A 25549-nucleotide genomic window follows, 5' to 3' on the forward strand; every position below is an offset into this window, starting at 1 on the left:
GTAACCGGCCACCTGCACCCGGACGGTGTCAGGCAAAGATGTCTGCGGGTACGTACGGGTGAGTTCCCTCGATCACCCTGACGCCTGCCTTTGCCTTGATTTTCTTCATGATGTCATCCTTGTACGGGCACTGTTCGGCAATACAGGGAGCAATGTGGATGACCGTCGGCTTTTCTTTCATCGGGTCGTTCCACAACTTCACCTGCATCAGCCGCGTGACGATGGCCGGGGCCGGACATCCCCCGCACCCGACCATGCCGACAATCTCCGCCTCGACCCCCTCGTAAATCTCAAACACCCCCTGGCGGCGGTTGAAGGCCACCAGACAACGGGAACAACCGATGCAGACATCATCCATGGTATTTTTACAACCAACGATCAGTATCTTCTCCACGACAGACCTCCTTTGTTTTAATGTGCCAATGCACACATCCTACCACTGACCCGGACCTGCCGACAAGCGCTTTTGTCTCACTTGCATCAATAAAATCAGCAACCTGTTTAGCGGGAAACAGCCTTCCAGGCTGCTCGGTCCTGCCGAAAGCCGCATCGCGAAGGCCTGACAGGCCGAAGAATCAGGCCCGAAGGGCGACGGACAGGACATCCACTAACAGGAAGCGGCAGTCAGATATGTAAAATCTGTCCGCCGTTTATTCCGTGAACCTCAGTGTTCCCCGGGCTGGCCGGTTCTGTCGGAGGATGCATCGCGAAGGCCCGGCTGGACGGAGAATCAGGCCCGAAGGGTTGCGGACAAGGCGTCCGTAACCGGCGGTCAGGCCGCAGCGCAGCAGCCGGAGGCAGGACCGGCCAGCCCTTCCGGCAGCAATGACGATTTTCATTGTTTGTTGTGACTTTTAATCACGGAGGTATGTGAAAATCCGTTTTCCCGAGTTGGTCGGAGGAGGACACCAAGACGTCCTTTGAACGTGAGCAGAGGACGAGTTTCAAACTATCCTTCCGTTGGGAGTTTGCGGGGGACAGGTTTAAACCTGTCCCGCCGCTGGAAGAGATTGCGCCGTTAGTTGAGATGGGGGTGATCGATGGGAACTCCGTGACGCAGGGCCAGTTTCTCGAACATCTGGGTCAGGCCGGCCGCCAGCGTGTAAGCATTGTCGATGCCGATGTTATCGTCCGCCGATCGATCGAAAAAGATGAGCAGATCAGAGTCCATACCCTCATCCGCCTGCCAATAGCAGATCATGATCGGCACCAGCGGCAACACCGGGAGAATGACACTGACGTCGGAATCGAACGGGCTGTCGATCTGCCGTCCCCGAAACAGGTGCGCCATGTCGCTGAACAGGTCGGGATAGCGATCGGCAATCTGCCGCATCGCCTCCTCGATACGCTTGCGGAACAAAGGGTAGCGTTCGGCGCCCCCGCGCAGCTCGCGGAAAGAGAGCCACTCTCCACTCACCTCCCGCCCCCGGCAGTCGAGTACATAGCCGAGAAACGGGCCGATTACCCAGGGCAACATATGGATATCGGTGTGAAAATCGCCCTTATCGTCGATACTGAAATCCTTACCGAGAATCTTGAGGGTCAATCGATTCCCCTGAACTCGCCCGCCAATGCGCGTGGCAGCCTGCTGAAAATCGAGCGCGGCCACCTGGTTTCTCGGCTCATCAAACGAATCGTCAGAACGTGCGTCAGCCAGGGACCGAGCATCGGCAAAGCGCTCAATGACCCGGGGACTCAGGTGCGGGCATTCACCGATCGCGCGTCGCCCCTGAAAAACGGCACCGGCAAAGGCCAGACAGGTCTTTTCACCACACTCCCGGCAATTGCTTTTGTTCAACAGACGAAAAATCTCCATTGCATTTTCCGGTCTGGCCATCAGTCCTCTCCTTTCGGCATGCTGTTTGTCGGTTGTTCGCTACCGCTGGGCCAACGGTACAAACGACCGCGTCGTCTCGCCGGTATAGATCTGGCGCGGCCGTGAAATCCGCTGGCCGTGTTCGTGCAACTCTTTCCAATTGGCGATCCAGCCCGGCATCCGACCGATGGCAAACATCACCGTATACATGTTGAGAGGAATACCGATGGCCCTGAGCAGGATACCGCTGTAGAAATCGACGTTGGGATACAGATTGCGTTCGATGAAGTAATCGTCTTTAAGGGTTTTCTCTTCCAGCTCAAGCGCAATCTCCAGCAGCGGATCCTGCTGCTGCAATTCATTGAGCACCTCGTACACCCGTTTTTTCAAGATCTTGGATCGCGGATCGAAATTCTTGTAGACCCGGTGCCCAAACCCCATCAATTTATAGTCGTTGCTCTTGTCCTTGGCGAGGTCGAGATAATGACTGATCGGCCGGCCGGAAGTCTTGATGTCTTCCAGCATCCTGATCACGCCGGCATTGGCGCCGCCGTGCAGCGGTCCCCAGAGTGCGCAGACCCCGGCCGAAACGGAACTGAACAGGTTGGCCCGGGAACTGCCGACCACCCGCACCGTCGATGTCGAGCAATTCTGCTCGTGATCGGCATGCAGCACGAGAAACAGCGTCAGTGCCTTCTCCACCACCGGGGAAGCTATGTATTCCCGATACGGTTCGGAGAACATCATGTGCAGAAAATTTGAACAATAGCTGAGACTGGGATTGGGATGAATGAGCGGTTTCCCTGTCGCCATGCGATAGGAAAATGCGGCGATGGCCCGCACCTTCGAGAGCAATAACGCAGCCGTCTTATCGAAACCCGGTCCCTCCGAATGGACATCGAGAACTTCAGGGTGAAAACAGGAGATGATATTGAGCATGGCCGATAGGATGGCCATCGGCGGCGCCGACCGGGGAAAGCCGGAGAAATGGTGTTCCAGGCTGGTGTGAAGCGGCGCATGTTCGGCGATCGAGGCCCTGAAATCGGCAAGCTGTCTGGGATTGGGCAATTCACCGTAGAGGATGAGATAAGCGGTTTCGACAAAGGTCGCTTTTTCGGCGATCTCTTCGATCGGGTACCCTCGATAGCGCAGTATACCGTTGGCCCCATCGACATAGGTGATCGAAGAATAACAGGAACCGGTGTTACCAAAACCGGGATCCATGGTGATACAGCCGGTCTCGGAACGCAGTGCCTTGATATCGATACAACGCTCGTTTTCGGACCCGGTAATGACATCGTACTCGTAGCTCTTTCCGTCTATAGTCAAGGTTGCCTTGTCACTCATATGCTCTCCCTGGCTGATTATGGATGTATGCCGGTGCCGCCCCCCTAGACGTACCTTCCTCTTCTGCTACAGATAAGTACTATTGGTCGGTTGTCGACTCCTCGACGCCTCTGCTAGTCTCCATCATTGCCATTTTCTAAAGGATTTCCCAGTGGTTGTCAATACGGATGGGCTTGGAGGCGCACCGTACCGGCGGGCCGGAGAATCAGGTCTGAAGGGGCTCGGTGCGTGCCCGGCGGGGCCGGTCGCTGTCGCTTAAGAAATCTGCTTTGCCGCAGAGCACCAAAGTACCCAGGACAATCAAGGCGGAACCCGCAAAGAGAATTTTATAGGCGTCCTGTTGCGGGAACGACAACGTATCAAGGGCAAGGCCAAACAGCAGCGGATAACCGACGGCAAAAGGCAGTGAAATTATCGGCGCCAGGGAGAAGTAGGGTGTGACATCGGTTTTCCCGGAGATTTTCTTTACCGCCGGTGCGTAGACCATATTACGGATCGCCCTGACAAAACCGAGCAGATAACTGATCAGGTAAAATGTCGGCAGACTCGGCCACAACACCATGATGGCCAACAGCGCAAGCGTCACGAGTTTGGCCAGCACGAACTTTCCCTTGAGACTGAGCAGATTCATCGCCCCGAGAAAGATGTTGACCGTAATCGACCCGGCATAGATGCACGCCACAAATCCCCCGGCAGCAATCGCCGCCGGCACCTGGTAATAGGTCGTTGCGTAATTGGCATAGAAGGACATGATCGTCAGAATCACGTAGAAATCGAGGTCGGCAACGGTATACCTGAGAAACCGCCGGTTGGCCATGATTTCTCGGACACTGGCGGCCGTGTGGCGCCAGAACGACAGCTGATCGGGCTCAGGATCGTCGGGATCCGGAACTTCGCGGGTTATCAGAAAGCACAACGAACCGGCGACAAAGAGCAGCCCGGTGACGATGAAGACAATAGCCGCCGCCTGCACCGAAAAGGAATAGCGCTGCACCGTCTTGAGGATGAAAAAGCTGGCGACGATCTTACCGCAGTTCTGCGCCAACATCATGTATCCGAGACCTGAGACGGTGCGGGTTTCCGGAAAGATACGAACCAGGTAATTGAGCCAGACCGGGATACTCAGTCCCATGGAAATGGAAAAGAGCGCGTAACAGCAGAAAAACAACGGCAAGACGCCGGCCGACTCGCCAAAGATCATCAGCAGCACGCCGAGCAGCAGGATCGTCAAGGCCGAGCTGAGATGGAGCCCGATGACAAAAGGTCTCTTGAGTCGGTAATTGCGCGAGAGATAACTGGCAAAGAGCGGGAAACAGGAAACCCCGGCGATAAAGAGCGCCGGCACGAGCCCGATAGCAAATCCGGAAGCGCCAAGATGCTTGAGGAACAATTGCAGGAAGGTGGACTCGAGGACGATCGGGAATCCCAGTCCCCAGAAAAACTCAACGATCGACGAACCGACGACGTTCCGCCTGAAACAGGCGTCTTTCTCGCTGTCCATTAATCCTGGCGAGCGGTGCCCCCGGATGGAGGCGACTGGTCCGTTTCCTCGGCCGCCGCGATCGCTCTGGCCAGTGCCTTGCTGTGGACAATGCCGGCAAAATGGACCGGACTTTTACCGTATATCGGATCCCAGCCGGCCGGATCGGCTGAGCAGGAAAACTGGGCGAGGAGACCGATTTTCCGGACAGCTTCTTCAGCCCGCTCACCGATCAGCTGCCGGGCCGCATCCCATGTTGCGCCGCAGGGCGCGCCGCGCACGACCGCAACGCTGACGAGCCGCCCATCGGCGACACGTACGCGAAATTCCGGAGCGCCAAACCGTTGCCCGTAATGACCAAGACAATCCTGCCTTGGCAGGCCGCATCAGGTGGGTGGCGTCACTGCCCACTTATCGAGGCTTTTTTTTCCCGAGACGACGATCGGTATCTTCTCCTCGGCGCAGCGCCTGGCCAGATCGGTCGACAGATCGTAGTGTTTCAGGAAATCGAGAACCAGGTCGGCATCAATGACTCGAGGCAGATAGGCATCGCTGTCGTCGATGATCGGCGGCAATTCCGCATCGATCGATACCACCCGCAGGTCGATAATGTCGGCCCCGTGGCGCCGAACGCCGTCTATTTTCCGCTCACCGCTGCCGTTTTGCTGAAAAACGACAACCCGTTGCCGTGCCGAAGCCTCTTTGTCCTGTTTCATGCTCATATATCCAGACGTACCCAGCGGGTACAATAACGGTGCGCCGACTCCAACAGTTTCCGCGGGTTGAGACCCGTGTGAACAGCCGCGCCGATTGCTCCGGAGGTCTCCCGGTAGATGATCATTCCCCTGAGCAATTCCGCTTCGCCGCTCGGCCCGACGAGCCGGCAGGGGCCGGTCATTCCAGCGACCTCGAGTTCTCCATCCTGAAACTGATAGCAGGCGGTCTGAGCCAAGGCCTGCAGGCCGTGTTTGTCGACCGCCGTCCCCTGCCCGGCCATCATCGTGATATAACCCGGCTCCTGCAGCGCCTGCTCCGGCACAATAATCGCCGCAGCGCATTCGACGGGTCCGTTGCCGCCGTCGGGAAAATTGATGGTCAACCCGTTCATGGCCGCCGCCGTCTCAACCAAGCTTTGTTCTGATCAGGGTGGAAACCTCCCCGGTCAGTCGCAGAACGGTCTCGGCCAGCTCTTCACTGATTGTTCCGGTGCCGCAACTCGGCGTGATCAGGGTCTGCGCGAAAACGGTCCGTTCATCAATTCCCAGCCGGCCAAGTTGCCGGGTTTGCTCGAACCACTTGTCGGCAAGGGATGCGGCGCTCTCCTCACGGATCTGTTCCGCCGCGGTCGGGACGATTCCCGAGGCGAGGATACCGCCGCGAGCAAAAAACGTTGTCAGCTGTTGTGGATAAAGCAGCAGTTTATCGAAATAGGAATAGGCGTCAAAATTGACGATATCGACCGCGGTATCGAAGATAACCGACCACTCGGTATTGGCACAGACATGTACACCGGCTAGACCGCCTTCCCGGTGAACTCCTGCAAAAACCTCACTGAAGCAACCGGCGATATCGGCCGGCGTGATAGTGATAAACGCCGACGAGCCGAACCCGGCCAGCCCCGGTTCATCGAAAAAGATCAACGGCCGCTCCTTGACCTGAGCCATCATCCTCGTCTGCCAGCGCGCCTTCATGGCCAGCAGCTTGACGGCCGCATCCCGCAGTTGATCGTTGTAGAAAACGGCCCGGCCGTCCTGGTCGACCAGTCCGGTACAGAACGTTATCGGCCCGGTGATCTGGCCCTTGAGCGCGGTCAATTGCTCCCGCCGGTGCTCCGCTTCCTCAAGGAATACAAAAAAACCGCCGGCTTCCTCGGGCGACATCGCGAAACGCGAATCCTCCAGCGCCGCACCACCCTCGTCGACAAGCAGGTACTCCTCGAAAAAGGCCAGGAATTGTTCATCGAAATCGGCACGCTGGGAATCGACGAAGATTTTCCCGTCGAGTTCGGTAACTCCGGGCATCCCGGGCAGAAACTGACGGAGCATCCCTTCGATGGGGTATTTCGGTAATTGCGGCCAGATCGGAATCTGCGGGGTGGCGGCAAAAATCAGGTCGACTGCCTGGCGATGGTCGGCATGGGGCATACTGCCGACCAGGACCGGCAATGCATCGGTGGAAAAAACAGAGGTCATAGTCCTATCCTGCTCAAAAATTACTGGTGGGAACCTTGGAAAATTGCCATCCCGAACAATCTCATCGTGCTCAATCAAATTTTATCCTGGAAATATCATCTACGTCTGCGGAAAAATTTTCTTGCGCTCCTCGATCTTGAACGAAAATCCGATTTTTTCAAGTTCCCCTGGTGTCGGTTTTTATATACCTGAGAAGTGTAATGCGCAACCAGATCTTGTCACCCCTTTTTTGCGTTTCACCGCAAGCATGGGCGGCGCTGGCGCCTCATTGGCGGGATTGGTACGATCGTGGCACCGCTTTGGCAGCCGGCAGGCAAAATGATACTGGAATTTCTCCAATAATGCGTTATTGATTAAAGAAGTCGTCTAACGACACGGGACGGTAATCGGAAAATTCCAACACGAAGGGGGACCCATGAGAATCACACTCGACAAGACACTGGTGGAACTAAAACCCGAAAGCCCTCAGGAAGTCAAGGAGCTCGACGCCCTCTGGAAAGTGATCATCGATTGCGTTAAAACCAATAAAAAGCTGGTCCCGATCGGAGAATACCTGCCCGGCGAGAAAGAAATCGCCCGTTTCAACATCGAAGACTGATCCCTCCACCGTCCGCAGTTCCGCTCAACGGGCGAGTTTTTCAGCTCCCCGGCCGGTGCTACCGATCTTTCCGGCCGGGGAGTTCTTTTTCGTTGCCGCATCTCTACGCATCGGGTATGCAGGATATCCGGTGCCAAGCGACAGTTCCCGGCGGCCGGCACCATGGCGCCACTTTCGGTGCCGGATCTGGTGCCGGGCAAAGAGGATCTCTCAGGCATGGACGTTTCCGTCACCCTCTCCGGCGATATCTTCATCCTGCTCTTTTTCGTCGGTCTCGTCTCCGGACTGGTCGACTCGATCGCCGGCGGTGGAGGACTGATCGCTCTCCCGGTCCTGCTTTTCATCGGTCTGCCGCCCCAGGTCGCCCTAGGAACCAACAAACTGCAAGGGACCTTCGGCGCCTTTTCCGCCTCCTTTAATTTCGTCAGGAAACGACTCGTGGACCCAAGGGAGTGCACGACTGGCATCGTCTGTACGCTGATCGGCGCCGCCGCCGGCGCCCTGCTCGTCCAGATCATCGATCCGGCAATCATTGAACCGCTCATCCCGATCCTGTTGTTTCTTGTGTTTCTCTACACCTTGCTGTCCCGACACCTTGGCTATGTCGATCGAACAGCGCGAATGAACCAGACACCGTTTTATATCCTGTTCGGTCTCGGTCTCGGCTTCTACGACGGTTTTTTCGGTCCCGGGACCGGCTCGTTCTGGGCGTTTGCGCTGATGATCCTGCTCGGTTTCAACATGGTCAAGGCGACCGGCGTCACCAAGGTCATGAACTTCACCAGCAACATCGCATCTCTGGCACTGTTCGTCATCGGCGGCAACATCGTCTACTCGATCGGCTTGACCATGGCAGCCGGGCAACTCATCGGCGGCCGGATCGGCTCCTCTCTGGCCATCACCAACGGTGCCCGTATCATCCGGCCGATCTACTTGGCCATCGTTTTCCTGACTATCGTCAGGCTGCTCTGGACAAGAGTGATTACAGGAGGCTGAACAATGACCCCGGCGGTCAATGAATTGAAAAGAAAAAAAATCGCCTTCACTCTCCACTCCTACGACCACGATCCGAAACATCCCTCATACGGACTGGAGGCGGCCGAAAAACTGGGTATCGCTCCAGACCTGGTGTTCAAAACGCTGGTCATCCAACTCGACGACGGCCGACTGGCCGTGGCCGTGCTGCCGGTTTCAACGCAGCTCAATCTGAAGAAAACGGCCGCGGCCTGCGGCTGCAAGAAAGCGGTAATGGCCGACAAAGCAATGGTGGAAAAAACCACCGGCTATGTTCTCGGAGGAGTCAGTCCGCTCGGCCAGAAAAAACGACTGACAACCGTCATCGACGCATCGGCCGCCGACCATTCGACCATACTGATCAGCGGCGGCCGGCGCGGCCTCGATATTGAGATCAGCCCGGCCGATCTCGCCAGTCTGACCGGTGGCCGCTTGCTCCAGGTGACCTAGCCGTCGACACGGGCCTCAAACAGAGCCACGGCCAGCTGGACCAAGGGAATACTGGTAGGCACCGCCGGAGGAGGGCTGGTCGATTCTGCCGGAGGCTGCATCGCGAAGGCCCGGCTGGACGGAGAATCAGGCCGCAGCGCAGCAGCCGTAGGCAGAACCGACCAGCCCGGCGCCAACACCCCCTGATCCAAAGCGTTGGAAGTTAGCGGGGGACAGGTTAAAGCCTGTCCCGCCGTTATTTGAGACTTAGCAGCTGTTCCGCCGCCTCGTGCAGCTGGCGCGGCGCCTCGGCGATCTGTTCAAAGGGGCGGCGGCCCTGGCGGTCGGCCTGGACGATCTCGTCGTTTTCCGGCAGAAAGCCGATGATCTGATAATCCGGCAACGCTTCCCTGATCAGTGCTTCATCTTCTTCGTCCCTGACGCGATTGCCGAGCACGAGAATTCGCTTGATACCGATGTCATGACCGAGTCTGCGAATGGTTTCGGCCGCCGCCCGACTCCGCGCACCGGGATTGACGACAATCACCAGGGCATCGACTGAAGCGGACGTGGCCCGGCCGAGGTGTTCGACCCCGGCCTCCATGTCCATGATCACGACATCGTCGCGAAACAGTACGAGGTGAGTCATCAACGCCTTGAGGATGGTGCTTTCCGGACAGATACAGCCGGAACCGCCGCTTTTCACGGTCCCCATGACGAGCAACTTGACCCCGTCACGCTCGCGGGAAAAGCGGTCCGGAATATCGTCAACCTTCGGGTTCAGCGTAAAAAAACCGCCCATGGTGCCCGGTTCGGCGCCGGTCCGCTCAGCGATCAGCTCGCGCAACTCGGCAATCGGGGTAATCGGCTCCCCCCCTTCGATACCGAGCGCGGCAGCCAGGTTAGCCACTGGATCGGCATCAATGGCGATCACCTTGTTTGCCGGATCAACGGCCAGCGCCCTGGCCAGCAACGCGGCAACAGTAGTCTTGCCGACCCCGCCCTTGCCGCCTATTGCAATCTTCAGTCCCATCTCAATTCATCCCCTGTTCCACCGTGGTGGTGCGCTCTGTATCCTGGCGACCCGATATGTCAGACAGTTTCACCGTGACGGTCAACGATCTTGCCGTTGCTGTCGACGAAGGCGACGGTAAAACCGTTTTTCTTGGCATCGGCGGTCAACTCGTCGATATGGACCGCCTGAATTTCATACTTGTGCCCTTTCTGCCGCGGCAAGTTCAGATAACAATCATCAGCCGCTTCCCGGCTGATAAAGGCCGGGATGAAATCGATATCGTTTTCCTCGCTGTGCAGGCCGAGATAATGACCACTGTCGGCCTGATCGTGGACAATTACCCACACCCAGCCTTCGGTATGCTTGTTTTCCACCATGTTCGTCTCCCGTTACGCAGTATCCGCCGATCGTTTACCTATCTTACGGACCAAGGTAATCACGAACAAAAAAAATAGCCCCATTCTTTTCGGGAATGGGGCCGGGTTTGCGAAGTGAATAAATCAGATGTCCAGGTAGGAATCGGAGAACAGCGTCTCGCCCATAATCACCTTGACCGTTTTGACATAGTCGCCGAGTTCCTTGTCCAGTGTGGAAGGATCAGGGGCGGTGCCATCCATCGCCTGGTGTACGATATCGACGATTTCCGGCCGCTTGCCCTTGGCCACTGCGGTCAGGTTGGTATCGAGCGGGTCACTGATTACCGCTTTCATGCCGTAGCGCTCGAGCATGACCATATAGGTGGTATTGAGGATGGGACGCAGCTGTACCGGCGGGCCGTTGGAGATATTGGACAGGCCGCAGGTACTCATCGCACCGGGGGCGATATCTTCGAGCATCATCTGGAAATTGAGCAGGCTGACACATTGCGCCTGCTGGATATTGACCGGGGTCACGATGCCGTCCACCCAGATTTTCTCGTTCGGGATGCCCGCTTCGTTGGCGGCATAGAGCAACTCGACACAGAGTGCCGCCCGCTCGTTTTCGTCACGGGGCAATCCGTCCGGTCCCCAGAGCAGGGCAACGATATCGGCCTCGTACTTGGCCGCCATCGGCAGCATCACTTCGTAGCGTTCGGCCCGGGCCATAATCGAGTTGACGATATGGGGCTTGCTCACCGGTTTGAGGACCTTGAGTCCTTCTTCGATCGCCGCGATATTGCTGGTATCCAGCAGGATCGGCAGATCGGGCACAACCTCCTGAACCACCTGGCACACCCAGGGCATCAATTCGTGGCCGTCTTTTTTTGCCGGCCCCAGGTTGATATCGATATAATCCATGCCGAGTTTTTTCTGCTCGAGGGCCTCTTCCTGAATCGGCTTGGGATCGCGCTCCTTGAACGCCGTTCCAATTTTCTTGGAAATGACGTTGAGGCTTTCACCGAATAAAATCATATGCTCTCTCCTTTCATGATGGTCGAAAATAGCAGCAACCGAACTACACGCCCGGTGCCTGAATCGCCGCCCGACACCGGGCGCCGGCCGCTCTTCGCTAGCGCGCCTTCAAAAAGCCGGGAAGATGGGCAGCCTCCCGCGGTCCGACGGTGATGGTCCAGCCGGGCAATTCCTCCTCGACATCGGCAACGATGGAAGCGGCATACCCGGGAATGATCAGTTCGGTGTGCTTCACCTTGTCGGCAATACCGGACTTCTTGACAAAGAGGCCGACATCGTCGCCGCTAAACTTGCCGGCGGCCCAGGCGGTCAATACCGAGAGTCCTTCGGAATCCTTGATCAGCAGCCATGACGATACCTTGCTCGCCTCTATCTCACCGGACACGATGAAGTACGTCAGCGCAAAGTTGGTAGTGACCAGAACCGGAGAATTCTCATCCGGGGTGCCGATCTCGTAGATGCCCTCGGTGACTGTCATCGGCCGCTGCGGATCGGTGTAGATATTGAGCCGCTCGAGCAGCAATGGGAACAGCGCTTCAGTGGTCAGGTTGGAGAGGACGACAATACCACCATATTTGGAGATATACATGCCGGCGACCAACGCTTCCATGTCGGTATTGCCGGCCATCTCGCACGGAAAGGCGATGGTCGGGAATCCAAGCGCCCGATTACCGTCCTTCAGCGCCGCCCGGCGCAGCGCGATCATATCCTCGATCCCTTGCTTCACCTCGCGGGAACCAGGGTCGAGCACCAGGTCTTTGAGCCCCATGCCGGTCAAGGTGGTGGTCAATTCGACCAAACCGTCAATGGAATCGGCCTTGACGGCCAGGGGCAGGTTGTTGTCCAGGGCCAATTTGCCAATCGCCTCGACGTTGGCCGCTGTCGCCGCATAGAGCAGTGGCCGCTTGAAGCCGCAGGCGGCAACCGCCGCTTCCATCACGGCAGCATCCTCGCTCATCAGGATGATATTGAATTCCGAGGTTTCGGCAACCTGTTTGGCCACGGCGGCAAAGGCCGCAGCGTCTCCGCTGACGTCCTTGACCGCTACCAGCTCCGGCCGCAGATTAAGCCCGACCCGCTCATACTGCAGCGCATGCCAGTCTGTGAGGGTTTTCGCTACGTCGTCCGCCGCCGTATCGGCGGTGATCAGACCGGCGATCAGGGTTGGGTTATAGAACGTCTTCTCGTGCCGATACAAGACCGTCTCTCCGCCGGTCTTGGCCGCCCTGACCCCTTTGCCCAATGCCACCTGACGGATCGGCGGGGCGGCAGCCTCTTCCAGCTGCGCCCGAGCCTCGTCGGAGACGTATGGACAAGAGTCAAGTTCCGCCTTGCCCGATGCCAGGTTCATGGCAAAGGCAAGACATGTCGGCACCCCGCACTCCTTGCAGTTCGTTTTCGGCAGGAGCTTGAATATTTGCATTCCTGTTAATGCCATCGGTGTTCTCTCCTCTTCTGTTTTTCGGGACAAAAAACAGGACCGGCCGCTCACAGTGCGGCCGGTCAGGGCCCGTTATTGTTAGCTGATCAATGACTCCATGTTCAGGGCCGGATGTCCTTTTTCCTGGAGGAACGGCAGAATCTCGTCTTCGGTTATACCGACGGTTTCATCGGCAATCATATCGGCGAGATTCTCTACGCCCATCTCCTTGCCGCGGGCGTTGAGCCGGTCATAGATCTCATCCTTGAGGCTCTTGGGCATCCAGACGACGCGAAGCAGGCCGCCATCACCAAGGATGAATTTCTTCTGAGTGACATTGAACTTGGAGTGGCCGACAAAGCCCGGCGAGGCAGCACCGCCACCCATGACACCGGCCAGCGTGGTGAACTTCATGCCGCACGGCGTCTCACCGGCATAATCGCGGTTGACCGTCATGACGCCGTTGCAGGACGGCAGCATCGCAGCGATGCACTCGCAGCAGCCGCAGGTGGTCATCGGTGCATGCACCATGGAGTAGAAGTTGTAGGTCTCGTGGGCCCCTTTCGACGCCTGCTTGAGAAATTCATCGACACCCTCGAAGCGGCCGAGTTTGGGGTCGAGGACCTTACCCTTCTTGATCGGCTGGTTTGGGCCGGTCGGATTGATCTCGAAAGAAGCCTTGCAGTCCATCCAGTTATAGGCGCCGCACAGGCCGGTCCGCTCCGGGCTGACCGTGCAGACATGGCTCGGCGCAAAAGACTGGCAGAGCGTGCAGGAGTAGAAGGTATCGACATCCTCGTCGGTCATCTTGTCGACCCGTTCGTCACGGTGCTTGTACTCGGCCCGGGCCCGCTCGGTCAGTTTGTCGACATCTTCCTTCTTGGAATAGAGCGTTATCTGGACCTTGTCGAGAATCTTCTGGAATTCCTGGTGGAACTTGGCGTGCAGGACGATGCCGAGATGCTTGAGCGAAAAACCCTTCTCGACGGCACCCTTGCTGACCCGAACCCAGGAGATGTCCCGTTGGCCGATGTGCATGACGCCCTGGATGTAGTTGATCAGATGATGGATCTGGCGTTCCAGGATCGGCTCGAAATCTTCCTGAAATTCCCGGCCGGCGATCTGTACGTAGATGCCGAGGGGCAGGGTGTCGCCTTCCTTCAGGTCGGCGATATCCGGGCCGACCACCTCCACTTTGCCGTCTTCGATCTCCTTCATGTCGGCCATCTTGACCAACTCGGTACACTGCGTCTTACCGCCGCCCATCTGGCAGTAGAGATCGCCACCACGGACACGCTCGCCCTCGAAGGCCGGACCGAAAGCCAATGGGATGTCGATTTCGGTGATATTGATCTTCAGTCCGCGGACCTCGACGGACTTCTGGCAGATCTCGTCATGCGGCACGTTGGCGACCACATGTTCATAGGTGCAGATACCGGTCGGCAGGATTTCCGGGATATCGGTATCGGCCAGGGTCGGGAAACCCCAGTTGACTGCACCGGCCGCCGCCACCGCCCATTCGGTACCGACATCACCCAGTGCGTTGACAAAGGCGAAGATGCGGTTCTTGTTGTACATCAGCATGCGCCGATAGTCGCCCGGTTGAACACCGCCGAAGGCCATGGCGGCACGGTTGGCGAAACCGAGCGCGAAAACTGCGGAACTGATATCCGGTCCGAACGGGACGATACGGGTATTCCAGCCGATTTGCATTCCCGCCTCCAGGCACTGCTCGATGACCGTCTTACCGTTATGATTCGCAGCACAGAAGATGTAGAGGCTCTTTTTCTGGTAATCCTCGACGATCATCTTGGCGATCTCCGGGTTCGGCGCGGCACCGACGATGGCGGCAAAACCGGGCGCGGAACCGTCGACGAACTCGACGCCGCGCTTACGGAGAATGGTATCATCGGCCGGGCCGACCCAGATCTTGCCGGCATCGATATCGGGATCCTCGGTGAACGTGTAGAATTCCGGTTCTCGCAGAATGCGCAGCGCCTCCTTGACCTCATAGGCGAAAATCCCGGCCATACCCGCATCGAGCAGCGGTCCGAGATAGGGCAGGTGATTCTGGCCTTTGACATGGGGCGGCAACAGACCGCGGGCGAATTCCAGCGGTTTTCTGAGGTCTTCCAGTGTCTCACACTTCATACCGGTCAGCGAGTAGATAACCGGCAGATAATAGGCGGTATTGCCGAAACCGATCTTGGTGGCGGCATCCTGGGATGCGAGTGCTTTCTCCAACTCACCTTCGACCTGCGACACGACCTTGTAGCCGCCTTGTATCGCTGCAAAAGCTACTAATCTTGACATGCTATCCTCCTTTATTCAGGATTGACTCCCCTGCAGATGCGTATGCTTATTCCATTCCAAGGGCCTGACGATCGGCCATATCCATCAGAACGCGCTCCCGGGCCTTATCGATGCCGAGTTCTTTGCGCTTCTTGTCGATATGAGCAATCATCTTGTGCGCATGCTTGACCGGATCGGGTTCGCAATCCCACATGCCGCCGTACATTCTTTCCATATCCTTGTAGAGGTAATCCTTGAATACCGGAGCGCCTTCCAACGGCAGCGAATAGCCAAAGACCGTATAGACGCCTGAAGCAACAAAGTAGTGACCGATCGAGATGGCCTTCTCACTCATCCACTCGGGAGCGCTTCCCGCGGCCGGCAGGTCACTGATATCGTTACCGAGCCCGCCTGCCCTGACCACCTCGGTCGCAGCCAGCAGGATCCGGCTGTTGTCGACGCAGGAGCCGAGATGGAGCACCGGCGGAATACCGACCGTCTCGCAGACCTCGGCGAGGCCGGGACCGCAGTGAACAGCGGCAGCTCCCGGGGTCATCAAACCATGCATGCCGGCGGCAATAGCGCTGCAGCCCGTGGTCAGCACGATGACATCATTCTTGATCAGTTCCTTGATGATGGTGATATGCTCTTCGTTATGTTTGGTCCGGGCATTATTGCAGCCAACCACACCGGCGATGCCACGGATTCGACCGTTGATGATATTGTCGTTGAGGGTATAGTAATCGCCGCGGAAGGTGCCGCCGAGATGATAGCGGATCGACTCGACGCCGAAACCGGCGATCTGCGCGGTTTTATGCCGCGGGATCATGACATCGGCACTGCGGTTGGGGAAGTTGTCGATAGCCATCTTGACGATGCGCTTCGCGTCTTCCATCGCGTGATGCTCGTCAAACTCGATATGGATGACGTTTTCCTGCTCCATCCTGGCGATCGGATGAGTGGTGATCAGCTTGGTATGAAAACACTTGGCGACATTAGCCAGATTTTGAAAAATACACTGGATGTCGACCACCATCGCGTCACAGGCCCCGGTAATGATCGCCAATTCCTGCTGCAGGAAGGTTCCGGCCGGCGGCACGCCATGGCGCTGCAACACCTCGTTGGCGGTACAGCAGATACCCGACAACTGAATGCCTTTGGCTCCTTTCTCCTGGGCGTAGGCAATCATCTCCTGGGACTGACAGGCGGCGACGACCATCTCGGAAAGCACTGGTTCGTGGCCATGGACGATGATATTGACGTGGTCCTCCTTCATGACGCCAAGATTGGCTTCGGACTGCAGTGGCGACGGGGTGCCGAATAAGACGTCCTGCAGATCGGTAGCGATCATCGAGCCGCCCCAGCCGTCGGCCAGTGCTGCCCGGGTGCCCTGCTTCATCAGGTTCTTGTAGTCCTGATCGACGCCCATGTGGGTGCGGTGCATAATTTCGACAATCTCGCGATCCACGTTACGGGGCACGACACCTTCCTGCGCCCATTTCTCTTGGAGCGGTTTCGGGGCCCGCTTGACATATTTAATGCTGCCCTCCGGCTTGCCCCACTCGGCATAGGCGGCCTCGGCCACCTCAAGGGCGATCTCGTCGATGTCGCGATCCACCGTCTTGCCGTCGACCTCAACCGTCGTAGCCACGTCGAAGTACGGGGCGATATCAACCAGTTTGATCGGGTCCTTGATGGAATAGTCATGACTTTCCTTACGGGCCACCGAACGAAAAACCTCGGCCACCGAACGGCCGTGATCGGAATGGGCCGCGGCACCGCCGGCGATCATGCGAATGAAGTTTCGTGCGCAGATGGTGTTGGCGGTGGCACCGCACAATCCTTTCCGCGTGTCTTCGCCGGTAATCCCGCCCTTCGGAAGCGGCAGACGGCAAGGACCCATCGCACAGTTTTTGCAACAAATCCCCTGCATGCCGATCGCACAGGGTTTCATGGTCATGGCACGATCGAATACCGTCTCCACCTGCAGCCGTTGCGCCCGTTGAATCATCTCCTGGGTTGCCGGGTCGATCGAAGCATCTCTCGGGTCCACGAGCTTAGGCTCTTTCGCAGCGGTTTTTGCTTGTAATTCTGCCATCTGATCTTCCTCCACAAAAAATTTCGTTACGTCCGCCTGAACACCGAACAGATCGATCACACACGCTTGTGGAATCTGTCGAGCATTTCAAGTATCTTCTGCTGCTCGGTTTTCTGTATCGCAGCAGGGGTCATTGTTCCCTGTACCGTTGGTTCGTCCGTCCGCTTGGCCGCCAATTCGGCCCGTTCTCTGGCCCGTTTGGCCCGCAGTTCCTTCTCCTCGGCTTCCCGCGCCGCCCGCGCGTCCGCCGCGGCCTGCTTCTCGGCCTCAGCTTTGGCCTTAGCTTCCGCCTCGGCCTTGGCTTTCGCCTCTTCCTCGGCCTTCACTTTGGCTTCAGCGTCAGCCTTGGCCTTGGCTTCCGCATCGGCTTTGGCCTTTATCTCCGCCTCGGCTTTCTCTTTAGCTGCCGCCTCCGCAGTCGCCGTTGCATCCTTCTCGGCCACCGCCGGCTTGGCCGCGACCTCTTCCTGTTTCGCTGCCGGCGCGGCAGCTTGTTTGGCCGGTGCTGCCGGCGCAGCCGGTTTGTCGGGAGTCTCCTTCTTGGCCGGCGCTTCCTTTTTCGGCGGAGCGGCAGCCTTCTTCTCCTCCTCGATGGTCAGGTCAAGCGGCGGGGCCAATGCGGCAAAATCGACGGCAACGGAGGCAAGCCGTTTTTCGATCGGTGCCACCTCGGCCACGGATCCGCCCGCTATCATCGCTTTGATATATTCCTTGGCCAAACGAATCGCCTCCGGATGGCGCATGATCAGGATGTTTGAACCACAGAGCAGGTAGGCCACGGCTCCGACCGCCTCCATAAGAATAGCCCGTTTCTCAGGATCCCCGAGCAACGGCGCGTCCTCGGCGCTCTCTTTGGCTTCCTTGCATTTCCAGACCTCGTTGCCGAGGTTGTTGATCATCGGATACTGGAGTTTGTCATCTCCCTGGCTCATGGCCGCCATCGACAGTCGTTCCATGACGCTGTACGAATACTCCATGCCATAGCCGAGCCCGCCGGTGGTCGGATCGACGACAACCCGGTCCATCGGCATTCCGAAGTTTTCCAGCAGGATGTTGATCTGCTTGGCCAGGTTGACGTCGATCGGCGAGGACGCGATCAACGAATGACCGTAGCCCATTGCCGCCGCGGCAATACCTTTATAGTTTTTCTCCTCGACCGGGCCGAGCAGCAAATTCTTATTCTGGCAGACTTCGGCCACGACCTTCATAACCTCTTCGTCCTTGGTCGGTGCCGCGCATCCCCAGACGATAACCGGCACCGAAACGGCATCGAGAACCTTCTTCACCGTTTCCGCCGCCGATTGGGGGCTGGCATCCCTATCGTTGGGGTCGATGCTCTTGAGCTGTAGAACGATTGCTTCGGCGCCGTATTCATCAACACACTTCTTCGCCCAGGCGGCCGGATCGGCAACCACATCTTTGAACGGGACCAAGGCCGCCTCGGCCCAGTCGGTCGGCTCCATATCCCAGATTTCCATAGCAATCAAGGGCTTATTGGGCATGTCACCTTCAAAGGTGTAGAACGGGTAACATGTCTCGCCACCGACAGTTACAGCGGAATCTCCCTTACCAATGGAAATCGTTTTGATACCACCGGTATAGGCCTCCTTCTTAATTTCAAATGCCACGTGAGCCTCCTTGAAAGTGAAAATTAGTCTCGAACGAGTCTGTGCAATACGGCAGACACCCCAGCGAAAACCGGCCTGATGGCATGCACATTTCCACGCTCCCGTTCTCCTGGTCACTAAAAACCGACAATCAATACGCTTTCGTCATGCCCCCCGACCCGGCAAACCACTCCGACCGGTTTTGTCAGGGCTTATCGGCCCGCAGCTCCTGCCAGGCCTTCATCCGGCGTTTGACGCCGGGAAATTTTTCGATTTCCGTGTGTGGGATAAACATCGCCGCAACATAATGATCCATGTAGGAGGGTGTCTCAGACAGTTCGAAATTGGTCATTTTCTTCGTTACTTCGACCACATCCTTACGAATCCTGTTGGTCAGCGAACTCATTCGAGCACCCATCAGAGAACCGTTGCCGATGAAAATAACCCGGTCGGGGTCGATCTCCGGCAACAGACCGATGGTCATCGCCTTTTCCAGGTCGATATAGCTACCGAATCCACCGGCCAGAATGATCCGTTCAATCGTGCCCATGTCCAGGCCGACCTCTTCGAGCAGCGTCATACAGCCGCTGTAGACCGCACCTTTGGCCCTGATCAGGTTGTCGATATCGATTTCGGACAGGGAGATATCACGATCGATCTGCGTATCGTCCTTCCACGCCAGGACAAATTCCCAGATACCCTTGTTTTCTCTGATTCGCGGTGTTCCATGCTCCCGGTTGAACTTGCCGCGGTTGTTGATCACGCCGATCTCAAACATCAGCGCCACCATATTAATCAATCCTGACCCGCAAATCCCCTTGGGTCGAACATCGCCAATCGTCACCAGCATCGGCTCATAGGTGACCGGGTCGATTGAAAAGTCCTCGATGGCCCCCTTGGCCGCACGCATACCGAACTCGATACCGCCACCCTCAAACGCCGGCCCGGCCGAACAGGCCGTGCAGGCCAGCCAATCCTTGTTGCCGATAACGATTTCGGCATTGGTGCCGATGTCGAGAAACAGCGTCAGCTCCTCCTCCCGGTACAACCCGGTGCCCATGATCCCGGCGACGATATCGCCGCCGACATAACTGGCAATGGCGGGATAGAGTAGCGCAATGACATGCTCGTCGAGATCGATGCCGATGGTCGACGCCTGAAACGGCGGGAACAACGTTGATGCCGGCACATAGGGGGAACGGCGCAGGTAGCGCGGATCGATGGCCAACAGCAATTGGGTCATCGTGGTATTGCCGGCCATGGTGATGGTGGAAATGTTCTGGCGGTCAACCTGCGCCTGCTTGATGATCGTGCCGATTACCTTGTTGATGGTAGTGACCACCGTCTTTTGCAGAGTCTCCAGACCTTCCGGCTTTTCAGCATGGATGATGCGGCTGATGACGTCCTCGCCATAACTGATCTGGCCATTGAAATCACCGGCCTCGCCCAGACACTTGCCGCTGGTCAGATCGATCAATTGGGCATAAATGGTGGTGGTGCCGATATCAAGGGCAATCGCATAGTTTTGGCCCGTGGTATCACCGGACTGGACGCTGGTGATCAGGGTCTTGCCGTCATCGCGGACCGGCCTGACCAGAGTGGCTGTCACCTTGAAATCGTGCTCCCGCATGATAGCCGGCAAGGTTCTGATCACCGCCAACGTCAGTTCGAGTTTATGCTCGTTACCCTTCAGTTTCAAATGTTCGACGAGCCTGGTGACATCAGGCATATTGTTCTGTGCATCGGGGGTGGGCAACTCGAGATAGACCTTCTCCACGGGCGGAATGAACAACCCCCGCTCCTTGAGACTGTCAAAATCCATTTGCCTGATGGAAGCGGTTCGCCGGGGCGTGAACCGCTTGTCGAAGACAGTCCTGTCGATGGCCGATTCGACCGGTACCCGGACCGTAACATCGCCGATAATCCGCGACTGGCAGGCAAGATGCCAGCCACGCTCAGTCTCTTCATCGCTGAACCGGTCCGACTCTCCACCGCTGACAGAGCCCTTCTCCACCTGGACCCGGCACTTGGCGCAGACGCCCTCACCGCCGCAAGAGGCGTTGATGTGCACACCGGCTTGCAGCGCGGCCCTGATCAGGCTTTCTCCTTCGAGGACAGAGACGACTCTGTTATGCGGTAAAAATGTTACCTTGTGCTGACCCATTCGAATTCCCGGACCATGAAGGCGAGACGGCTTCTCTTTCTCCGCTCAATCGGGCTAACTGTACTCAAAAATAGCCAATATGAAAAAAGAAAACTGTCGACGATATTCTCCAGGCTTGGCCTTACCAGTTTCCCAAACGAGTTCAACTTGCTGTTTTAGTAGTATCTTCTGGTATAACACTATTCCCAGAAAGCAAAAAAACAGTAATGCTTGAGTTCTTTTTCAAGGAAATCGATGTCAACCAATCAAAATATGCAAGGTGTGCCTATTAGACACACGATATCTTTCGGCTCCGCCTTGGCCGTTGATCAATCAGCGGGTAAGGCGATCTCTGTTTCATCTCTCGAAGCTACCAACTGTCGGCCAACTCGACTCCCTGACGGATCGCTCGCTCGGCATCGAGTTCGGCAGCCAGCAGAGCGCCACCGATGAGGTGGTAGTCGATCGCCGCAGCGGAAAGCTGATCGGCCAACCCCCGCTCGGACTCCTGGCCGGCGCAAATGACCACGTTGTCGACCTCGAGCAGACGGGTTCCGCCCTCATGGTCGATCAGTAAGCCGTCTTCATTGATTTCCCGGTAGCTGACGCCGGTCCAGAAGGTCACCTTGTTCTTCTTCAATTCGGCCCGATGAATCCAGCCGGTGGTCTTGCCAAGGGTGGCTCCGGGTTTCGTCGTGCGCCGCTGCAGCAGGTGAATCTCCCGCTGTGGCTCGGCCACGTGTGGCAGCCGCAACCCACCGCTCTGCTGATAATCGGGATCGACGCCCCATTCGGCCAGAAAGGTATCGAGTCGATGCCGGTCCGATCCTTCGTGCAACAGGAAGACCGCCGTGTCGAAACCGATACCGCCGGCGCCGATGATCGCTACCCGGCGGCCAACGGTGCACCGGCCGGAAATGACATCCTCGTAGCTCAGCACCTCGGGACGATCACCGCCGTCAATCAAGACTCGGCGCGGCTTGACGCCGCTGGCGATAACAATTTCATCAAAATCGAGAACATCATCGACCCCGGCACGCCGGCGGAGCTGCACATTTACTCCGTGCAACTCGAGCTGACGTTCGAAGTAGCGCAGCGTTTCGGCAAACTCTTCCTTGCCGGGGATATGCCGGGCCAGCAGGAACTGGCCGCCGAGTCGCTCGCCGGCATCAAAGAGCGTCACTCGATGCCCCCGAATCGCAGCAGTGGCACTACAGGCCAGCCCGGCCGGTCCCCCGCCGACCACCGCGACCCGTTTCGGCGCAGCCGTATTGACCAGCGGCGCGATGGTCTCGCGGCAGGCCCGGGGATTGACCAGGCAGGAGGCCGTCTGACGGGCAAAGATATGGTCAAGACAAGCCTGGTTGCATGCGATACAGGTGTTGATTTCATCCTCCCGCCCCTGCTCGGCCTTGACTACCCACTGCGGGTCGGCCAACAGCGGCCTGGCCATGCTGATCAGGTCGGCGCACTCGTCGGCCAGCACCTGTTCGGCAACTGCCGGCATGTTGATTCGATTGGTCGCGACCAGCGGAATCGCGACCTGACCGCGCAGCCGTTTGGTCACCCAAGCAAACCCGGCCCGCGGCACTACCGTGGCGATTGTCGGTACCCGCGCTTCGTGCCAACCGATACCGGTATTGATGATCGTCGCCCCAGCGCGCTCAATCTCTTGTGCCAATTCAACCACTTCCGCCCAAGAGCTTCCATCGCGCACTAGATCAAGCATCGACAACCGGAAAATAATGATAAAATCGGTGCCGACACGATCCCGGATGCGCCGAACGATCTCGACCGGAAAACGAATTCGGTTGGCAAAACTGCCGCCCCACTCGTCACTCCGTATATTTGTTTTGGCAGCGACAAACTGGTTGATCAAATATCCCTCCGACCCCATCACCTCGACCCCGTCGTAACCGGCCTGCTGTGCCAGCGCGGCACACCTGACGAAATCATCGATCGTCGAACGGACCCCACGCTTTGTCAGCGCTCGCGGTCGAAAGCGGTTGATCGGCGCCCGGATGGCGGACGGCGCAACACACAGAGGATGATAGCCGTAACGGCCGGCGTGTAGAATCTGCAGACAAATGACGCCGCCCTGGTCATGGACCGCATCCGTCACCAGGCGATGCTTGCCGACCTGTGAACCGGTGGCCAGCCGTATCGCAAACGGGGCGATCCAGCCGGCCCGGTTCGGAGCGACACCGCCGGTAACGATCAAGCCGACGCCGCCGGCAGCGCGTTCCGCATAGTAACGGGCCATGCGCCGGAAGCCATCCCGTTCCTCCTCCAGCCCGGTATGCATGGAGCCCATCAGGACCCTGTTCTTCAGAGAGATAAAACCGAGATCGAGCGGTCGAAACAAGTGGGGATAAGACGGGTGCTCAGCGTTCATTGCATATCCTTACACCAAGATGATCGTTGGCTGCCGGCTGGTTGTTCCTGATGAACCGGCGCGAAACAACCGGCCAAGGATTCTTGCCTTCGCAGCGGGAGATAATTATCGTATCATTCATATGTGAACCCAATCCGGCACACCTCAACAAGGAGCAAGCGGATCGACGATGCATTACGAAGGACCAATCTTCAGACCTCCAAGCGAAGCCAACTCCATCCTCCTCCAAGTCACTACCGGTTGTTCGCATAACAAATGTTCGTTCTGCAGCATGTACCAGGGCGTGCGTTTCTCGATCAAAGACGAGGAGACGGTGCTGGCGGACATCGATTTTGCCGCCCATCACTGCCGCAGACAACACCGTGTTTTTCTCTGCGACGGCGACGCACTGATCATGCCGCAGCAACGATTGGTCCCCACCCTTACCGCAATCAAGGAGCGACTGCCCTGGGTAACCCGGGTTGGAACCTACGCCACCCCTCGCAGCATCGAGCTAAAATCACCTGAGGAATTACAGCAATTGCGGGATCTCGGGTTGAAAATCGCCTATCTCGGGCTGGAAAGCGGCGACGACCGGACACTGGCACAAATCGGCAAAGGGACCGGCAGCAAAGAGATGATCTCGCTGGGGCGAAAAGCCCGTTCCGCCGGTATCGCCCTTTCCATCACCGTCCTGCTGGGCGTTGCCGAGCCCGGGCGATCACTGATCCACGCCGAAGAGACCGGCAGGGTACTCAGCGCCATCGATCCGGAATATGTCGGCGCCCTGAGCCTGATGCTCACCCCCGGCAGCGCGCTGTACGATCGCTGGCAGGCCGGTGACTGGCGGCAACGCGAAGCGACCGAATTGCTGACTGAGCTCGGTGTCATGATCAACCACACGAACCTGACCCGTGGACTGTTTCACGCCAACCACGCCTCAAACTATCTGCCGATCAAGGCGCGCCTGCCCCGAGACAAAGCGCGCACCCTGCAGCTCATCGAACGGGCATTGCAGGGACAGGTGCCCCTCAAGCCGGAAAACCTCAGAGCACTTTGACCGGATAACACTCGCCCGCGGCAGCGGTGCCGCCGCTCTGGCGGCGGCACCGCTTCGCAGGCATATCACTAGAATTTGTAGCTCAACCCGGCCGAGACGAGGATCGCCGAGGCGTTCTCGAACTCGCCGACAATCGCGCCGTTGCTGACCTTGCGCGAGTCTTTCAGGTCGTAGAGAAAGCCGAGTCCCAGCTCCATCTGCTCGCTCAGTTTTATCCGTCCGCCGATCGAGAACAGCATCGCATCCGAATCGGGCAGCTCGAAGCTCAGCGTCTCCTCCGGCACCGGATTCTCATCGATGGCGAAACCGATCATGCCGGTAAACGTCTCGTTGAACACGTACGTCGCACTGATCCGGAAGGCATCGGTATCATCCCAGTTCTTCGCTACCGGCGGGCCGAATATCTGGGCCAGCACCGGGTGACGCAGCGGCGTCGAATACTGGATGTCCAACTCCTCGTACTCCGACCAGAAGGTCCGGTCCCAGGCCAGCTCGACCGTCAGGTTCTCCCAGGTATAGGCACCGGCTATCGTCAATACCGCCGGCGCCGGCAGCGTCACGTTGCCGGTCGACTCGAAGACATACGGGGCCGGATAGTTGGTGTTCAGCGTCGCGTCGCCGGTCAGGTCGAGATCGACGTGCGAACGATAGGTCACCGACAGGTTCAACGCCTCCATCGGCTGCACCGCCACCGCCAGGTTGTAGCCGTAGTCGGCTTCCCAGTCTCCTTCCAGATCACGATCGAATCCGATCCCTTCCGCCGTTCTGCCGCCGTTGCGGGCTATCGCTTTGGCCATCAGCAACCGCACGCCGCCGCTGATCGACAGGTAGTCGGTTACCGCGTAGGATACCGTCGGGTTGATGTCGAAGACTTGCAGTGAAAACTTGCGTGCATAGGTGGCCGGGAACGGGTCCTCCCAGCGCTTGGCCAGGCCAAACGGCGCCGTTACCGAAAAGCCGAAGCGGAAGTTGTAGAAATCGGGCGAGATCATGAATACCGTCGGCAACAGGAAGTTCTCGGTATCCGAGGTGCCGTTCATCAGCGGCGACCGAGCGTCGGTATAGTCGATCTCGGTCAGGTGGATATAGGTGAAGTCGATCTCGGTCAGCCAGCCGTCCTCGGCGAAAGACATGTTTGCCGGATTGAAATAGCTCGCGTCGGCGCCCTTTGCCGAGGCGATGTGGGCACCGGCCTTGGCCACCGAATCCGCCGACTGTTCCGGGATCCGATACCCCGACGCATAGGCCGAACTCACCGCAAACACCGAGGCCA

At 57.8% G+C, this 25549-nt stretch carries 21 protein-coding genes; 4 read left to right on the forward strand and 17 right to left on the reverse strand.

Going from position 1 to position 25549, the window contains the following annotated elements; translation table 11 throughout:
- Window positions 1-28 precede the first annotated feature (28 nt).
- The 7 genes from BUC26_RS04355 to BUC26_RS04385 all read right to left on the reverse strand — a co-directional run bounded on the left by BUC26_RS04355 (window position 29) and on the right by BUC26_RS04385 (window position 6835).
- On the reverse strand, window positions 29-394 hold the full coding sequence (locus BUC26_RS04355) for a CGGC domain-containing protein (protein WP_073373613.1): 366 nt from the start codon (window positions 392-394) through the stop codon (window positions 29-31).
- Between the two features lie 624 nt (window positions 395-1018).
- Window positions 1019-1837: a DUF3786 domain-containing protein gene (locus tag BUC26_RS04360; protein ID WP_073373614.1), complete on the reverse strand. Its 819-nt coding sequence runs from the start codon at window positions 1835-1837 to the stop codon at window positions 1019-1021.
- A gap of 39 nt (window positions 1838-1876) precedes the next feature.
- Complete coding sequence (locus BUC26_RS04365; RefSeq protein ID WP_073373615.1) at window positions 1877-3163, reverse strand: citrate synthase; 1287 nt, start codon at window positions 3161-3163, stop codon at window positions 1877-1879.
- Window positions 3164-3368: 205 nt separating this feature from the next.
- A complete protein-coding gene (locus BUC26_RS04370; protein ID WP_073373616.1) occupies window positions 3369-4664 on the reverse strand; it encodes an MFS transporter in 1296 nt (431 codons plus the stop codon).
- Complete coding sequence (gene dfsP, locus BUC26_RS04375; protein WP_267461797.1) at window positions 4664-5365, reverse strand: DUF166 family (seleno)protein DfsP; 702 nt, start codon at window positions 5363-5365, stop codon at window positions 4664-4666. The genes BUC26_RS04370 and dfsP overlap by 1 nt, the downstream gene beginning before the upstream one ends.
- Window positions 5362-5751, reverse strand: a complete 390-nt coding sequence (locus BUC26_RS04380) for a hypothetical protein (RefSeq protein ID WP_073373617.1) — start codon at window positions 5749-5751, stop codon at window positions 5362-5364. Before BUC26_RS04380 ends, dfsP begins: the two co-directional genes overlap by 4 nt.
- A gap of 13 nt (window positions 5752-5764) precedes the next feature.
- Entirely contained in the window at window positions 5765-6835 is a 1071-nt protein-coding gene (locus BUC26_RS04385) for a uroporphyrinogen decarboxylase/cobalamine-independent methonine synthase family protein (protein ID WP_073373618.1), read from the reverse strand.
- A 415-nt stretch (window positions 6836-7250) separates the two neighbouring features.
- Between BUC26_RS04385 and BUC26_RS04390 the strand changes: the two genes are divergently transcribed.
- The 3 genes from BUC26_RS04390 to ybaK all read left to right on the forward strand — a co-directional run bounded on the left by BUC26_RS04390 (window position 7251) and on the right by ybaK (window position 8897).
- Window positions 7251-7433: a hypothetical protein gene (locus BUC26_RS04390; RefSeq protein WP_073373619.1), complete on the forward strand. Its 183-nt coding sequence runs from the start codon at window positions 7251-7253 to the stop codon at window positions 7431-7433.
- Window positions 7434-7595: 162 nt separating this feature from the next.
- Window positions 7596-8429: a TSUP family transporter gene (locus BUC26_RS04395; RefSeq protein WP_244155782.1), complete on the forward strand. Its 834-nt coding sequence runs from the start codon at window positions 7596-7598 to the stop codon at window positions 8427-8429.
- A 3-nt stretch (window positions 8430-8432) separates the two neighbouring features.
- Entirely contained in the window at window positions 8433-8897 is a 465-nt protein-coding gene (gene ybaK, locus BUC26_RS04400) for a Cys-tRNA(Pro) deacylase (RefSeq protein WP_073373620.1), read from the forward strand.
- A gap of 235 nt (window positions 8898-9132) precedes the next feature.
- On the opposite strand, the gene BUC26_RS04405 is transcribed toward ybaK, so the two are convergent.
- The 9 genes from BUC26_RS04405 to BUC26_RS04445 all read right to left on the reverse strand — a co-directional run bounded on the left by BUC26_RS04405 (window position 9133) and on the right by BUC26_RS04445 (window position 23237).
- A complete protein-coding gene (locus tag BUC26_RS04405) occupies window positions 9133-9909 on the reverse strand; it encodes an ATP-binding protein (RefSeq protein ID WP_073373621.1) in 777 nt (258 codons plus the stop codon).
- Window positions 9910-9968: 59 nt separating this feature from the next.
- A complete protein-coding gene (locus BUC26_RS04410) occupies window positions 9969-10268 on the reverse strand; it encodes a DUF3110 domain-containing protein (RefSeq protein ID WP_073373622.1) in 300 nt (99 codons plus the stop codon).
- A 123-nt stretch (window positions 10269-10391) separates the two neighbouring features.
- The gene (locus BUC26_RS04415; protein WP_073373623.1) at window positions 10392-11282 is read right to left on the reverse strand and encodes a dihydropteroate synthase; all 891 of its coding nucleotides are present in this window, start codon (window positions 11280-11282) and stop codon (window positions 10392-10394) included.
- Window positions 11283-11379: 97 nt separating this feature from the next.
- Window positions 11380-12720, reverse strand: a complete 1341-nt coding sequence (gene acsC, locus BUC26_RS04420) for an acetyl-CoA decarbonylase/synthase complex subunit gamma (RefSeq protein ID WP_073373624.1) — start codon at window positions 12718-12720, stop codon at window positions 11380-11382.
- A gap of 81 nt (window positions 12721-12801) precedes the next feature.
- Entirely contained in the window at window positions 12802-15015 is a 2214-nt protein-coding gene (acsB, locus tag BUC26_RS04425) for an acetyl-CoA decarbonylase/synthase complex subunit alpha/beta (protein ID WP_073373625.1), read from the reverse strand.
- A 46-nt stretch (window positions 15016-15061) separates the two neighbouring features.
- Window positions 15062-17092, reverse strand: a complete 2031-nt coding sequence (gene cooS, locus BUC26_RS04430) for an anaerobic carbon-monoxide dehydrogenase catalytic subunit (protein ID WP_208609719.1) — start codon at window positions 17090-17092, stop codon at window positions 15062-15064.
- A 56-nt stretch (window positions 17093-17148) separates the two neighbouring features.
- A complete protein-coding gene (locus BUC26_RS04435; RefSeq protein WP_073373626.1) occupies window positions 17149-18720 on the reverse strand; it encodes an acetyl-CoA decarbonylase/synthase complex subunit delta in 1572 nt (523 codons plus the stop codon).
- A gap of 184 nt (window positions 18721-18904) precedes the next feature.
- Window positions 18905-20863 (reverse strand): ASKHA domain-containing protein, encoded by a 1959-nt coding sequence (locus tag BUC26_RS04440; RefSeq protein ID WP_073373627.1) that lies wholly within the window; start codon window positions 20861-20863, stop codon window positions 18905-18907.
- Window positions 20864-21212: 349 nt separating this feature from the next.
- On the reverse strand, window positions 21213-23237 hold the full coding sequence (locus tag BUC26_RS04445) for an NADPH-dependent 2,4-dienoyl-CoA reductase (protein ID WP_073373628.1): 2025 nt from the start codon (window positions 23235-23237) through the stop codon (window positions 21213-21215).
- 169 nt (window positions 23238-23406) lie between these two features.
- Here BUC26_RS04445 and BUC26_RS04450 point away from each other — a divergent pair, with 169 nt between their 5' ends.
- Window positions 23407-24276 carry a radical SAM protein gene (locus BUC26_RS04450; protein ID WP_073373629.1) on the forward strand — a complete coding sequence of 290 codons (870 nt, stop codon included), beginning with the start codon at window positions 23407-23409 and terminating at the stop codon, window positions 24274-24276.
- A 68-nt stretch (window positions 24277-24344) separates the two neighbouring features.
- On the opposite strand, the gene BUC26_RS04455 is transcribed toward BUC26_RS04450, so the two are convergent.
- A partial coding sequence (locus BUC26_RS04455; RefSeq protein ID WP_084540447.1) for an OmpP1/FadL family transporter occupies window positions 24345-25549 on the reverse strand: 1205 nt, incomplete at its 5' end.

The sequence above is a fragment of the Desulfofustis glycolicus DSM 9705 genome, assembly GCF_900130015.1.
In the GTDB taxonomy this organism is placed as follows: Bacteria; Desulfobacterota; Desulfobulbia; order Desulfobulbales; family Desulfocapsaceae; genus Desulfofustis; species Desulfofustis glycolicus.

Coding starts and splice junctions, on each gene's coding strand:
- acsB (WP_073373625.1), bottom strand. CDS start 15,015: ATGTCAAGATTAGTAGCTTTTGCAGCGATACAAGGCGGCTACAAGGTC.
- ybaK (WP_073373620.1), top strand. CDS start 8,433: ATGACCCCGGCGGTCAATGAATTGAAAAGAAAAAAAATCGCCTTCACT.
- BUC26_RS04410 (WP_073373622.1), bottom strand. CDS start 10,268: ATGGTGGAAAACAAGCATACCGAAGGCTGGGTGTGGGTAATTGTCCAC.
- BUC26_RS04365 (WP_073373615.1), bottom strand. CDS start 3,163: ATGAGTGACAAGGCAACCTTGACTATAGACGGAAAGAGCTACGAGTAC.
- BUC26_RS04370 (WP_073373616.1), bottom strand. CDS start 4,664: ATGGACAGCGAGAAAGACGCCTGTTTCAGGCGGAACGTCGTCGGTTCG.
- BUC26_RS04390 (WP_073373619.1), top strand. CDS start 7,251: ATGAGAATCACACTCGACAAGACACTGGTGGAACTAAAACCCGAAAGC.
- BUC26_RS04445 (WP_073373628.1), bottom strand. CDS start 23,237: ATGAACGCTGAGCACCCGTCTTATCCCCACTTGTTTCGACCGCTCGAT.
- cooS (WP_208609719.1), bottom strand. CDS start 17,092: ATGGCAGAATTACAAGCAAAAACCGCTGCGAAAGAGCCTAAGCTCGTG.
- BUC26_RS04380 (WP_073373617.1), bottom strand. CDS start 5,751: ATGAACGGGTTGACCATCAATTTTCCCGACGGCGGCAACGGACCCGTC.
- BUC26_RS04360 (WP_073373614.1), bottom strand. CDS start 1,837: ATGGCCAGACCGGAAAATGCAATGGAGATTTTTCGTCTGTTGAACAAA.
- acsC (WP_073373624.1), bottom strand. CDS start 12,720: ATGGCATTAACAGGAATGCAAATATTCAAGCTCCTGCCGAAAACGAAC.
- BUC26_RS04450 (WP_073373629.1), top strand. CDS start 23,407: ATGCATTACGAAGGACCAATCTTCAGACCTCCAAGCGAAGCCAACTCC.
- BUC26_RS04440 (WP_073373627.1), bottom strand. CDS start 20,863: ATGGGTCAGCACAAGGTAACATTTTTACCGCATAACAGAGTCGTCTCT.
- BUC26_RS04405 (WP_073373621.1), bottom strand. CDS start 9,909: ATGGGACTGAAGATTGCAATAGGCGGCAAGGGCGGGGTCGGCAAGACT.
- BUC26_RS04395 (WP_244155782.1), top strand. CDS start 7,596: ATGGCGCCACTTTCGGTGCCGGATCTGGTGCCGGGCAAAGAGGATCTC.
- BUC26_RS04385 (WP_073373618.1), bottom strand. CDS start 6,835: ATGACCTCTGTTTTTTCCACCGATGCATTGCCGGTCCTGGTCGGCAGT.
- BUC26_RS04415 (WP_073373623.1), bottom strand. CDS start 11,282: ATGATTTTATTCGGTGAAAGCCTCAACGTCATTTCCAAGAAAATTGGA.